This is a genomic window from Pseudomonas sp. PKS (assembly GCF_051913525.1).
GTDB classification, from domain to species: Bacteria; Pseudomonadota; Gammaproteobacteria; order Pseudomonadales; family Pseudomonadaceae; genus Aquipseudomonas; species Aquipseudomonas guariconensis_D.
Genome location: NZ_JBEGDO010000001.1, coordinates 405,924 through 418,424, shown reverse-complemented (window position 1 = coordinate 418,424; position 12,501 = coordinate 405,924). Strand labels below are relative to the sequence as shown.

12 protein-coding genes are annotated in these 12,501 nt (G+C 62.9%); 10 read left to right on the top strand and 2 right to left on the bottom strand.

Features of this window, described 5'->3' with window-relative positions; translation table 11 throughout:
• The first annotated feature begins 1 nt into the window (after position 1).
• Positions 2-1,276, top strand: a complete 1,275-nt coding sequence (locus ABOA88_RS02005) for a serine hydrolase domain-containing protein (RefSeq protein WP_367850894.1) — start codon at positions 2-4, stop codon at positions 1,274-1,276.
• A gap of 161 nt (positions 1,277-1,437) precedes the next feature.
• On the opposite strand, the gene ABOA88_RS02000 is transcribed toward ABOA88_RS02005, so the two are convergent.
• The gene (locus ABOA88_RS02000; protein ID WP_367850893.1) at positions 1,438-2,823 is read right to left on the bottom strand and encodes an aldehyde dehydrogenase family protein; all 1,386 of its coding nucleotides are present in this window, start codon (positions 2,821-2,823) and stop codon (positions 1,438-1,440) included.
• Positions 2,824-2,929: 106 nt separating this feature from the next.
• Between ABOA88_RS02000 and ptrR the strand changes: the two genes are divergently transcribed.
• The 4 genes from ptrR (at position 2,930) to ABOA88_RS01980 (ending at position 6,083) form a co-directional block, all read left to right on the top strand.
• Positions 2,930-3,796: a putrescine utilization regulator PtrR gene (gene ptrR, locus ABOA88_RS01995; protein ID WP_043210773.1), complete on the top strand. Its 867-nt coding sequence runs from the start codon at positions 2,930-2,932 to the stop codon at positions 3,794-3,796.
• 84 nt (positions 3,797-3,880) lie between these two features.
• Positions 3,881-4,324 (top strand): carboxypeptidase regulatory-like domain-containing protein, encoded by a 444-nt coding sequence (locus ABOA88_RS01990; protein WP_196168460.1) that lies wholly within the window; start codon positions 3,881-3,883, stop codon positions 4,322-4,324.
• Between the two features lie 164 nt (positions 4,325-4,488).
• The gene (locus tag ABOA88_RS01985; protein ID WP_367850892.1) at positions 4,489-5,232 is read left to right on the top strand and encodes a phytanoyl-CoA dioxygenase family protein; all 744 of its coding nucleotides are present in this window, start codon (positions 4,489-4,491) and stop codon (positions 5,230-5,232) included.
• A gap of 329 nt (positions 5,233-5,561) precedes the next feature.
• Positions 5,562-6,083 carry an acyloxyacyl hydrolase gene (locus ABOA88_RS01980; protein ID WP_196168458.1) on the top strand — a complete coding sequence of 174 codons (522 nt, stop codon included), beginning with the start codon at positions 5,562-5,564 and terminating at the stop codon, positions 6,081-6,083.
• Between the two features lie 190 nt (positions 6,084-6,273).
• Here the strand turns inward: ABOA88_RS01980 and ABOA88_RS01975 are convergent, their stop codons facing one another.
• On the bottom strand, positions 6,274-7,164 hold the full coding sequence (locus ABOA88_RS01975) for a universal stress protein (RefSeq protein ID WP_196168457.1): 891 nt from the start codon (positions 7,162-7,164) through the stop codon (positions 6,274-6,276).
• A gap of 177 nt (positions 7,165-7,341) precedes the next feature.
• On the opposite strand from ABOA88_RS01975, the gene hisN reads away from it, so the two are divergent.
• From hisN to benB, 5 genes are all read left to right on the top strand, one after another.
• The gene (gene hisN / locus ABOA88_RS01970; protein WP_196168456.1) at positions 7,342-8,133 is read left to right on the top strand and encodes a histidinol-phosphatase; all 792 of its coding nucleotides are present in this window, start codon (positions 7,342-7,344) and stop codon (positions 8,131-8,133) included.
• 280 nt (positions 8,134-8,413) lie between these two features.
• Positions 8,414-9,145 carry a hypothetical protein gene (locus ABOA88_RS01965; protein ID WP_196168455.1) on the top strand — a complete coding sequence of 244 codons (732 nt, stop codon included), beginning with the start codon at positions 8,414-8,416 and terminating at the stop codon, positions 9,143-9,145.
• A 348-nt stretch (positions 9,146-9,493) separates the two neighbouring features.
• Complete coding sequence (locus tag ABOA88_RS01960) at positions 9,494-10,450, top strand: helix-turn-helix transcriptional regulator (protein WP_196168454.1); 957 nt, start codon at positions 9,494-9,496, stop codon at positions 10,448-10,450.
• 159 nt (positions 10,451-10,609) lie between these two features.
• Positions 10,610-11,968, top strand: a complete 1,359-nt coding sequence (gene benA, locus ABOA88_RS01955; protein ID WP_043210865.1) for a benzoate 1,2-dioxygenase large subunit — start codon at positions 10,610-10,612, stop codon at positions 11,966-11,968.
• On the top strand, positions 11,965-12,450 hold the full coding sequence (gene benB, locus ABOA88_RS01950) for a benzoate 1,2-dioxygenase small subunit (protein WP_043210788.1): 486 nt from the start codon (positions 11,965-11,967) through the stop codon (positions 12,448-12,450). Before benA ends, benB begins: the two co-directional genes overlap by 4 nt.
• Positions 12,451-12,501 lie beyond the last annotated feature (51 nt).

The window sequence follows — 12,501 nt, the reverse complement described above, 5'->3', positions numbered from 1 at the left end:
TGTGTCTTCACATCTCTATGACCCTGTTGATCACGACGCGCTACGCGCCGCCTACCTCGAGGTCGCCGCCCCGCCCAGCGGGCCGGACCCTGTGCTCGAGGGCATCATGGAGGGCTTTCCACCGCCTGCGGATAAACGCGTGGGGCGGCACAACTGGCTGACCTATCCCTACAGCACCTGGGCGTTTCGCAATGTCAGCAAGTTGTTTCCCACCGAGGCGATCCGCCGCGAAGGCGCAGCCCCTGCACCTTCGCGCCATACTCCCTGGCCCCTGGAAGACCTGGCCTTCGACAGCGTCTGTGGCCTTAGGGTGACCCTGGACATGCACCTGCGAGCCAGCCAGACCTGTGGCCTGCTGGTGATCCGTAACGGTGCGGTGGTCTTCGAACGCACCTACCACGGCCTGCAGGTGGGCGATCGCCATGCCTGGTTCTCGGTGAGCCAGGTGCTGGTCGGGTTGATCGTCGAGGAGTTGATCTACCGCGGCGCCCTGAGCCATGACACTCAGGTGGCGCAGCTGATTCCCGACCTGGCTGGCACCGCCTACGCCACTGCCAGCGTTGGCCATCTGCTGGACATGACGGTGGGCGTCGACTACCGCGAGGACTACACCGACCCGACCTCGCACGCTTCGCATTACACCTACGCCAGCGGGTTGATCCGCCCAGCTGACGGGCAGGTGTGCGCGCAGTCACTGCACAGCTACCTGCTGTCGCTGCGTCAGAACCGCGCCCACGGTGGATTCTTCCAGTACGTGACGGCCAACAGCGAGGTGCTGGGCTGGGTTGCCGAGGTGGTCACGGGGCTTGCGTTCCCACGGCTGGTGCAGCGGCTGTGGCGCAGCCTGGGGTGCGAGGATGACGGCTTGTACATCACCGATGCCTGGGGGCGAGGCATTACCGGGGCGGGGGTGTGTTCCACCCTGTCGGACTTGGGGCGCGTTGGCTTGCTGCTGGCGAACAAGGGGCGGCTGGACAATCGCCAGGTCCTGCCTGCGAAGCTCTTCGAGCGGATCCTGGGCAGCGCCGAGCCTGCCTACCTGCGGGACAATTGCGACTACAGCCTCTGGCTGCCGGGCGGCGCCTACAAGAGCCAGTTCTACGTGCTGGATAACCGCGCCCTGATGGGCAGCGGCATCCACGGCCAGTACCTGTATGCCGATACCCGCACGCAAACGGTAATCGTGAAGTTCTCCGCGGCCCGGGAGGCGGCGGGGCTTCTGGACATCGACACGGTGAGGCTGCTGCGGCTGATTGCCGACCTGCAGGTCGTATGATGCGCTCGCCGCTTGTGGGCGCGCCTGTCTTTCGTGGCTTGCACTGGCCTGTTCGCGGGTAAACCCGCTCCTACAGGTACCGCGGTGCTGTCGAGAGCACCGATGGGCCAGGTGGGAGCGGGCTTATCCGCGAATGCGCTGGTGGCTTTGGCGCGGAGGGATCAGTTGCGATCCAGCCACACAGTCTGCACGTTGCAGAACTCGCGCACGCCGAAGTGCGACAGCTCACGGCCGAAACCGCTCTTCTTCACACCGCCAAAGGCCACGCGGGGGTCGGAGGCGCAGTAACCGTTGATGAACACGCCGCCGGTATCCAGGGCGGCCGTCATGCGCTCGGCCAGGGCGAGGTCGGCGGTGTAGAGGGTCGAGGCCAGGCCGAACTCGCTGTCGTTGGCCAGTTCTACCGCATGCTCGGCATCCCGGGCGGTGATGATCGCCGCGACTGGGCCGAACAGCTCCTGCTTGAAGGCGGTCATCTCGGGGGTGACGTCGCCAAACACGGTGGGTGCGTAGTAGTTGCCCACGCCTTCGACCTTGTTGCCGCCGAGCAGCAACGTGGCGCCTTCGGCCAGGGTCGCCTGGACTTGGCCGTCGAGTTCGTCGCGCAGGTCGAAGCGGGCCATGGGGCCGATGTAGGTGTCGTCCTCCAGCGGGTTGCCGATCTTCAGCTGGCGGGTAGCCTCGACGAACTTGCGGGTGAACGCCTCGACGATGCTTTGCTCGACGATCATGCGCTTGGCCGCTGCGCAGACCTGGCCGGTGTTCTGGTAACGGCCGATCACGGCAGCTTTGACCGCCGCATCCAGGTCGGCGTCGGCCAGGACGATGAACGGGTCCGATCCGCCCAGTTCCAGCACGCATTTTTTCAGCGCCGCGCCCGCCTGGGCGCCGATGGCCATGCCGGCACGCACGCTGCCGGTGAGGGTGACGGCGGCGATGCGCGGGTCATTGATGGCCCGGGTGACGCCTTCGGGCGTGACGTTGACCACTTCGAACACGCCCTCGGGCAGCCCGGCCTGCTTGAAAGCGTCGAGCAGCAGGTAGGCGTTGCCCATCACGTTCGGTGCGTGCTTGAGGACATAGGTGTTGCCAGCCAGCAACGCAGGCACCGCGCCACGCAGGACCTGCCAGATCGGGAAGTTCCAAGGCATCACCGCCAGGATCGACCCCATCGGACGGTATTCGATGCGGGCTTTCTCGATTTGGGTCGGTTCTGGCGCAAGCATGGCCGGACCGTGCTCGGCGTACCACTGGCACAGGCCGATGCACTTGGTGACTTCGCCGCGGGCTTGGGTGATCGGCTTACCGATCTCGCGGGTGATCATCTGGGCGAAGGCTTCGTGATTGGCTTGCAGGGCATCTGCCAGGGCGAGCAGGTACTCGCTGCGCTGACCCAGCGACACCTGGCGCCACTGGCCAAAGCCTTTCTTGGCGCGTTGCAGCGCCGCTTCCAGTGCGGCGTCGGTGTCGAAGGCGTAATGGCCGATCCGCTCACCGCTGTGCGGGTCGACGGAAATGGCATGGGTCAGGCTGCTGATCTCGCTCATGGCGGGCTCCTCGTTGTTGTATCCGACTGGCGCCCAGACTAGTGGTGTGTGGTTTTAATGAAAACTGAATAATAATGAGCGAAACATTCACGAATGGAGAAAGACCGTGGACCTGGTGCAACTGGAAATCTTCAAGGCCGTGGCCGAGCACGGCAGCATCAGCGCTGCGGCGCAGCAGATCCATCGCGTCCCCTCGAACCTGACCACGCGCATCAAGCAGTTGGAGGAAGACCTGGGCGTGGAGCTGTTCATCCGGGAGAAAAGCCGGCTCCGGCTGTCGCCGGCGGGCTGGAACTTTCTCGAATACACGCGACGCATTCTCGACCTGGTACACGAGGCGCGCCTGACCGTGGCTGGCGAGGACCCTCAGGGCACCTTTGCCCTCGGGTCGCTGGAGAGCACCGCGGCGGTGCGCATTCCAGGGCTGCTGGCGGCCTATAACCAACGCTTTCCCAAGGTTGACCTGGACCTGTCCACCGGCCCGTCGGGCACCATGCTCGAAGGTGTGCTGTCCGGGCGCCTGGTGGCGGCGTTCGTCGATGGCCCGGTGCTGCATCCGACCTTGGAAGGCATGCCGGTGTTCGAGGAGGAAATGGTCATCATCGCGCCGCTCAACCATGCCCCGGTGGGCCGGGCCCGGGATGTGAACGGCGAGAGCATCTATGCCTTCCGGGCCAATTGCTCCTATCGGCATCACTTCGAGAACTGGTTCGTCCAGGACCAGGCGGTGCCAGGCAAGATCCATGAGATGGAGTCCTATCACGGCATGCTGGCCTGCGTAAGCGCCGGCGCCGGCCTAGCCCTGATGCCGCGCAGCATGCTCGACAGCATGCCGGGGTGCAGCACGGTGAGCGTCTGGCCGTTGTCCGAGGACTTTCGCTACCTCAAGACCTGGCTGGTGTGGCGCCGAGGAACGGTCTCGCGCAGCCTGAGCATGTTCGTCAAGCTGCTGGAAGAGCGGCGCGCGGCCTGACCGACGGCCGTCCTTGCCTCGAACACCCCTGGCCAGGTGGCGTCGAACATTGTGTAGACCATCCCTCGAAGGGAGGAATGCACCATGCGCAAACATCATTACGGGCTATGCGCCGCCTTGTTGGTGGCTCTGGCCTTGCCTTGGACCCTTGCGGCCGCTGCCGACCTGAATGCGCCGATCGATCCGCAAGCCGTGCAACTGCAACCGCAAGAGCAGAACGGCGTGCGCTACCTGCAAGGCGGAATCGGTCAGGATGAAGCCAATGCCTTGCGTCGCACCCCCGGCTATGACCTGCATGTCACCTTGTCTGTCGGCCCGGAGGACAAGTTCCAGAGCGGCGCAACGGTGGATATTCAGAACGCCCAAGGCCAGCAGGTCCTGGCGTTGCAGGATGTCGGCCCGCTGTTGTTCGTGCAATTGCCGCCCGGGCAGTACCGGGTCACCGGCAATGCCGACGGCCAGACCGTGCAGCAGCAGGTCACCGTGAGCGGCAAATCCGCCGCCAATGTGAGTTTGCATTGGCGGTAAAGCATCCCTGAATACCCTGGAGTACATTTGTACTCCTGTCGGATTCAGACCACAGGCCTGATCGTGGCTTCCTGCAGGAGGTACCGATCGGGCCTATATTTTTTGAACGATCCTGATTCCGCGTCCTTCTGATATTTCAGCAGAGCGCCTGCCGGAGCATGGCCATGAACCTGGAAACTCAGTTGAAATCGCTGGATGAATACGGCTACGTGCTGATCCCGGGCGTCCTGGAGCCATTGCGCATTGCGTTGCTGCGCTGCGCCATCGATGACTTGCAGCCGCTTCATTGGGACTACCAAGGCCTGTTGGAACACTACAAATGTGTGTTCAACCGCAATCCGCTGTGGTTGTCGTTTCTGGATCTTCCGCCCTTGATCGATTTGGCCGAGGCCGTCCTGGGGCAGGATTGCCATGTGATCGGCCAGACCGCTTGGCGCAGTCATCCCGGCTACCCCGGCATGGGGCTGCACCTGGACTACCTGCCCATGGAGTTGCCGGACTGGATCCGCGCCCGGGAGGATTACTGCCAGCCCGTCCAGATCCTCACCGCCCAGTTGTACCTGTGCGATATCGACGAGTCCGTTGGTCCGACCCGGATCGTGCCGGGCAGCCATTTCGCCGGCCGCCCGCCCCAGGAGGGCGAGGACAGCTGGCAGGGGCAGGGGGCCAGGGCAGTGCTGTGTCACGCCGGTGACGCGCTGGTGTTTCGCAGTGACCTGTGGCACGGCGGCGGTGCCAACCACAGCGCCGCAAAGCGCGACATGCTGCAAGTGCACTACGGCCGGCGCATGGTTGCGCAGAAGTTCTCACCTTACCTGGCCTGGCACTTCAACCCTGAAGTGCTGGAAGAGGCGACGCCCAGGCAGCGGCGCTTGTTGGGTGAGCACGAGGAGTCGGTGTATGACTGAGCGCGGCTGCAGGCGGCATCTGCAAGAGGGCAGTTAGTCAGCATGTTTAAGGTATTACTTAACGACCGTTTGGTGCTGTGATATTGGAGCCCGTGCGGCATGGTCAATTGTTTACAAATATGCAACAGAGTGTTTTATCAACAAGCGGCAAATAGCCTTTCAACTTTTTGTTTGGTTGGCCGATAATCGAAAAAGTATTACGTCTTGTAACTTGGTTGGATGCACCTGGTTCAGGACACTAAGAAGGAGGGGCATAAGCCCCCCAATCTGGAATCAAGCCGGCAGGCATTGCGCCGGCTTGTCCGTGAAGACCATCAGGAGATTCATAGATGACAACCCGTCTCGCCGCTTCGCTGGCTGCCGCCGTCCTGGCTTTGGCCGGCGCCAACATGGCCCAGGCCGCACAAGTGTCCGGCGCCGTTGGTGCTACCGGCCAAGGCGACATGACCTACCGTATTGGCCTTTCCTTCGAATGGGACAAGAAGTGGTTCGAAAGTAATACCGGCCACCTGACCGGTTACTGGGATGCTGCCTACACCTATTGGGAAGGCGGCGAGGCCAGCGGCGCACATTCGCTGTCGTTCAGCCCGGTGTTCGTCTATGAGTTCAGCGGCTTTACCTACACCCCCTTCATCGAAGCCGGTATTGGCCTTGCGGCATTCTCCAAGACCGATGTGGGCGATCAGCGCCTGGGCTCTTCGGTCAACTTCGAAGACCGCATCGGCTTTGGCCTGAAGTTGCCGGCCGAACAGAAGATCGGTGTGCGTGCAATGCACTATTCCAACGCCGGTCTGAAGCAGCCGAACGACGGCATCGAGTCCTACTCGCTGTACTACAGCAAGGGCTTCTGATACCCATTGAGGGGTAGCGCGGCTGTAGGAGCGCTACGCGTTGTCTGGAACCGGCTGCGCCGGTATTCGCGGGTAAACCGGCGCCTACAGGGGATCATCGCCAATCCTGTGGGAGCGGGTTTACCCGCGAATAGGGCAGCACAGGCAACGCAAGACAACGGCTTTTGCACGCCTGTAACGTCTCTGCATGTCAGCGCACCGCCTTGATCGCCAGCACATTGCACAACGGATGCTCCACCACATGGGCGGTGGTGCCGCCGAGGAAGGTCTGCATCGCATCGTGACGATGGCTGCCCATGACGATCACGTCGATTCGGCTATGGCTGACGAACTGGGCAATCGCGCGCGTGGCCGGCCCCTCCAGAAAGTGCCGACGCTCAAGATCGATCTGATGGTGATCGCCCAGACGGTTGAAAGCGGCGCGCTGAGCCGTGCGCACGCTGCCGTCAAAGCCTGGCATGGTCACGGTGCCGGCGCCGAAGTCGGCGATGTGGGTCTTGGCCGCGTCGCACACATGCAACAGGTGCAGTTCGGCGTTGCACTGCAGGGCGAGGGCATGGGCGCAGCGGATGACCTGTTCATCCAGATGTTCGCCTGCGCCATGGCAGTTCAGATCTACCGCGGCGGCGATCTGCCGGGGCAGGGGCAGGCGGATGTCGCTGACCAGGTGCACGGCAACAGGGCTGTCCTTGAGCAACTGCCAGTCCAGCGGCGTCACCAGCAGGCGCTTGAGCACCGGTTCGTGCTGCACGTCCTTGATCAATAGATCGCATCCCAGGCGCTCCACTTGTTCCAGCACACTGCCCAGCGGGTCGCGGGTCAGCAGCAGCTCGGTGGACACATCCAGTCCGGCGTTGCGCAGTTGTTCGACTTCGTCGGCCAGCCACTGGCGGTTGTGCTCGAGCAGTCGCTCACGCTCGCGGCTGTCGCTCATCAAGCCAAAGGTGTCGACATCGTCAACGAACACGTTGATATCCAGCAGGGCGCCGCTGGATTCAGCCAGCGCCGCGGCCCTTTGCAGGGCAGGTGTATGGCGCATCTGCGGGCCGAGCATCACGAACAATCGCTTGAACTGGCTCATCTCATACCTCCACGTGTGACGGCCCCCAAACCGCCCGTGCCGGTTTACGCGCCAAGCGGCGCCCAAGTTCCTCTCTCAGTCTAGACCCTGGTGGCTGGTAGGCCCTGTGTCGATGCCTCCAGTGCCCGGCGACTGGGGTATGATGCGAGCCTTTTCTCCTACATCGAGGCCTGATCCATGTCCCTGAGCGTTGAACAGATTGGCGAATTCCGCGCCTTCGCCGAGCAGTTGGCCGATGCCGCCGCTGAGGCGATCAAGCCGTATTTCCGTGCAAGCCTGGACGTCGAGGACAAGGGCGGGCGACTGTACGACCCGGTGACCGTAGCCGACAAGGCTGCCGAAGAGGCCATGCGTGAGCTGATCCAGGCGCGTTATCCGGCCCATGGCATCCTCGGTGAAGAGCAAGGCGTGGCCAAGGGCAGCAGCCCACTGACCTGGGTGCTGGACCCGATCGACGGCACCCGCGCGTTCATCACCGGCCTGCCGCTGTGGGGCACGCTGATCGCCCTGAACGACGGCGAGCGTCCGGTAGTGGGTGTGATGAACCAGCCGTTTACCGGCGAGCGCTTCGTCGGCACGCCCGAGGGCGCCTGGCGCAGCGGCACGCCGCTCAAGACCCGCGCCTGCGTCGACCTGGCATCGGCGACCTTGATGTGCACCACCCCGGACATGTTCGACACGCCCGCGCGCAAGGCGGCCTTCGAGGCGGTTGCCGCAAAGGCGCGGCTGATGCGTTATGGCGGTGACTGCTACGCCTACTGCATGCTGGCGTCGGGCTTTGTCGATGTCATCGTCGAAGCCAGCCTGCAGCCGTATGACGTGCAGGCGCTGATGCCGATCATCGAAGGCGCAGGCGGTGTGATCACTGCCTGGGACGGCAGCTCGGCGCAGAACGGCGGCTGCGTGGTGGCTTGTGGCGATCCTGCGCTGCATGCCCAGGTCATCGAGATGCTGCGTCACGCCATGTGATCGCTTCGTGGGTAAACCCACCACGGGGTTCTGCGGTGCTTTCAACGACACCGTTGTCCCTGTGGGAGCGGGTTTGCCCGCGAATAGGCCATTGCAAGTAACACAAGACAGTTGCTGCCACAGTACAGCGCTGTGCTTGAGTCGGGTGTTTGGCCTGTGAAGCGTCCCTGCACCACAAGCGTTTCGCTTACCCACCGCACTTTTCTCCATTTGCACGCTCTATCGATGGCTAGGCTGAGCCGATGCCCGACCCAGCCGTTGATCCCAGACCCCGGTGCCGATGGTTGTTTCACTGCCCAAACCCTTCTCTCACCTGCTTCTGGCAGGTGCCTTGACCGCTCTGTGCGCCTGCACCCAGGAGCAGGGGCGCGATGTCCTGACCCAGCTCGGTGACGGCAAGCCCAGCGAGCTGTTCCAGACCAGCGTCGACCGCATGGCGACGATCGCCATGCGCGACAATCTGCAGAGCCTGTACCTGCTGATGAACAAGCTCTACCAGCGCAATCCCAACCAGTGGAAGCAGTCAGGCTACCTCGACGCCGCCACCGCCGAGCGCCAGATCCGCCTGGCGATCGAGCAGCGCCAACCCCTGGCGCAGCTTGGCAATCGGCGCGACCTGGCGGCCTTGAGTTATGCCTTGAGCCCGGAATTTCGCGGCGACCGGGTCGGTGCCTTCATCTATGCCATCGGCAGCATGCTGATCACCGCTCACGGCGGGCGCACCGAGTTCTACATGACCGACACCATCGACCCGCTGTTCATCAACAACGCTGCCCGCAACATCGAGAAGGCCACCTGGATGCTGAGCCAGCGCCAGGACGCCAATGGCGTGTTGCTGCTGTTTTCCAACGAAATCTCCGAAGAGGGCACCAACCTGAGCTTCGCCGTGGAGTTCGGCAAGATCGTCGCGCGGTTGGACCTGTTGGCCCAGATGCTCGACGAACGCTACCGGCGGATCGGTCTGAACTATGCGCAAAGCCTGCTGTTGCTGAATTTCCTGCCGGTGCAATAGCCGGCGTCATGAAGTCGACAAGGGCTCGGCAACCCTGCCGGAGCAACTGCCTTGAGGTGTTAGCACCAGCCTATTGGTGGGTTGACCTGCAAATAGGGGGGGCGTGTTGTCCGATCACCGAACACGTCTCGCTTGTGGGGCGTTCGTTATCCGCACGTCGTTTGCTTAAGTCGCATTGCCCAGGGTCCGGCTTTTTGCTTAGTGTGTGGCGAGCACCACGCCGGTGGTCGCCTGCCCACATGTTCCCTCCACCGGCTCGATAGACTGACCGTGAATGACCGCAACCACTGGCCCCAGTGCCCGTAGGAGGCGGCGAACAGAACAATAACGAAGCCGAGTGCCTTGCCTATGGAAAGCCGCCTGTTGAGCGAGCGCAGCAGCGTATTTCATCGCGCCGACCCCTATGTCGTGTCCGACTACGTCAACCGGCACGTGGGCCAGCATTGCATCGGCCTGTCCCGTACCACCCATCCCCAATCCAGCCTCAGCCACCGCAAGATGGCGGAACTCGACCTGTGCCGCATCAGCTACGGCGGCAGCGTGAGGGTCACATCGCCGGCGCTGGAGACCATCTATCACCTGCAGATCCTGCTCAACGGCAATTGTCTGTGGCGTGGGCACCAGCGTGAGCATTACCTGGTGCCGGGCGAACTGCTGCTGATCAACCCGGACGAGCCGGTGGACCTGACCTACTCGGAGGACTGCGAGAAGTTCATCCTCAAGGTGCCCACCCATCTGCTCGACTCGATCTGCGACGAGCAACGCTGGCAGCGGCCCAGCGGCGGAGTGCGATTCTTGCGCAACCACTACCGGCTGGAAGAGCTCGATGGTTTCGTCAACCTGCTGTCTATGGTGTGCCATGAAGCCGAGGTGAGCGATTCGCTGCCCAGGGTACAGGGCCATTACAGCCAGATCGTCGCCAGCAAGCTGCTGACGCTGATGAGCACCAATGTCCAGCGCGAACCCTTGGGCGCGGCGGGTGCGAGCCTGGAGCGCATCCTTGAGCACATCGACCGCAACCTCAAGCTTGAGCTCACCGCCGAAGGGCTGGCCGAGCAGGCCTGCATGAGCCTGCGCTCGTTGTATGCGTTGTTCGACCGCCACCTGGGCACCACGCCCAAGCAGTACATCCGCCAGCGCAAGCTCGAGCAGGTGCATGCCTGCCTGCGCGACGCCAGCTGTTCGGTCCGCAATGTCACCGAACTGGCGATGGACTATGGCTTCCTGCACCTCGGTCGGTTCTCCGAGCACTATCGCCAGCGCTTTGGCGAGCTGCCATCGGAGACCCTCAAGCGCCGCAATTGACCTGTGCTCGCGGGCTTGCCCGCGATTGCGCAAGCCCCGCACACACCACGCCGATCTGCCTGCACAAACTGGATAGCACTCTGCACGAACCGGATATTGCCCCCGCCGCCCAATCCCTAACCTGACCTGGCCTGAACAATAACAATGGAGACCCTGGCCATGTCCCTGGGATTCGACTACGTCAATGCCATGCTCGAGGACGATCGGGAAAAAGGTGTCTACCGCTGCAAGCGGGAGATGTTCACCGACCCGCGCCTGTTCGACCTGGAGATGAAACACATCTTCGAGGGCAACTGGATCTACCTGGCTCACGAAAGCCAGATTCCCGAGAAGAACGACTTCCTCACCCTGACCATGGGGCGCCAGCCGATCTTCATCGCGCGCAACAAGGACGGTGAGCTCAATGCCTTCCTCAATGCCTGCAGCCACCGCGGCGCCATGCTCTGCCGCCACAAGCGCGGCAACCGCTCAAGCTACACCTGTCCGTTCCACGGTTGGACCTTCAACAACAGCGGCAAGCTGCTCAAGGTCAAAGACCCGGCCAACGCCGGCTACCCCGACAGTTTCAACTGCGACGGCTCCCACGACCTGACCAAGGTCGCCCGCTTCGAGTCCTACCGAGGCTTTCTGTTCGGCAGCCTCAACGCGGATGTCAAACCGTTGAGCGAGCACCTGGGTGAGTCGGCCAAGATCATCGACATGATCGTCGACCAGTCCCCCGAAGGCCTGGAAGTGCTGCGCGGCTCAAGCTCCTACATCTATGAAGGTAACTGGAAGCTCACCGCCGAGAACGGTGCCGACGGCTACCACGTCAGCTCCGTGCACTGGAACTACGCCGCCACCCAGAACCAGCGCAAGCAGCGCGAGGCCGGGGAAGAGATCAAGACCATGAGCGCCGGCGCCTGGGCCAAGCAGGGTGGGGGCTTCTATTCCTTCGACCATGGCCACCTGTTGCTGTGGACCCGCTGGGCCAACCCTGAAGACCGTCCGGCCTACGAGCGCCGCGAGCAGCTGGCCGCCGATTTCGGCCAGGCCCGCGCCGACTGGATGATCGAGAACTCGCGCAACCTGTGCCTGTACCCCAACGTTTACCTGATGGATCAGTTCAGCTCGCAGATTCGCGTCGCCCGGCCGATTTCGGTGAACAAGACCGAGATCACGATCTACTGCATCGCGCCCAAGGGCGAAAGCGCCGAGGCGCGGGCCAAGCGCATTCGCCAGTACGAGGACTTCTTCAACGTCAGTGGCATGGCCACCCCGGACGACCTGGAAGAGTTCCGCTCCTGTCAGACCGGCTACGGCGCCGGCACCGGCTGGAACGACATGTCCCGGGGCGCGACCCATTGGGTGGAAGGCGCCGACGAGGCGGCCAAGGAGATCGAACTCAAGCCGCTGCTCTCGGGCGTGCGCACCGAGGATGAAGGCCTGTTCGTGCTGCAGCACAAGTATTGGCAGGACACCATGCTCAAGGCATTGGAGCAGGAACAGCGACTGATCCCCGTGGAGGCCGTGCAATGAGCATTTACGAGACCGTGCGCGATTTCCTCTACCGCGAGGCGCGCTACCTGGACGATGCCCAGTGGGACCAATGGCTGGAGCTGTACGCCGCCGATGCGACCTTCTGGATGCCGTCCTGGGACGATGACGACACGCTCACCGAAGACCCGCAGAGTGAAATCTCGCTGATCTGGTACGGCAACCGTGGCGGTCTGGAGGACCGGGTGTTCCGGATCAAGACCGAGCGCTCCAGCGCGACGGTGCCCGACACTCGCACCTCGCACAACATCAGCAACATCGAGATCGTCGAGCAGGGCGATGGCCAATGCCAGGTGCGCTTCAACTGGCACACCTTGAGCTTTCGCTACAAGACCACCGACAGCTACTTCGGCACCAGCTTCTACACCCTCGATCTGCGCGGCGAGCAACCGCTGATCCTGGCCAAGAAGGTGGTCCTGAAGAACGACTACGTCCGTCAGGTCATCGACATCTACCACATCTGATCCCAGGTCACGGCGAGGGCCGTTCGGGGTGCCGCAAGGCGCGCCGCGGCC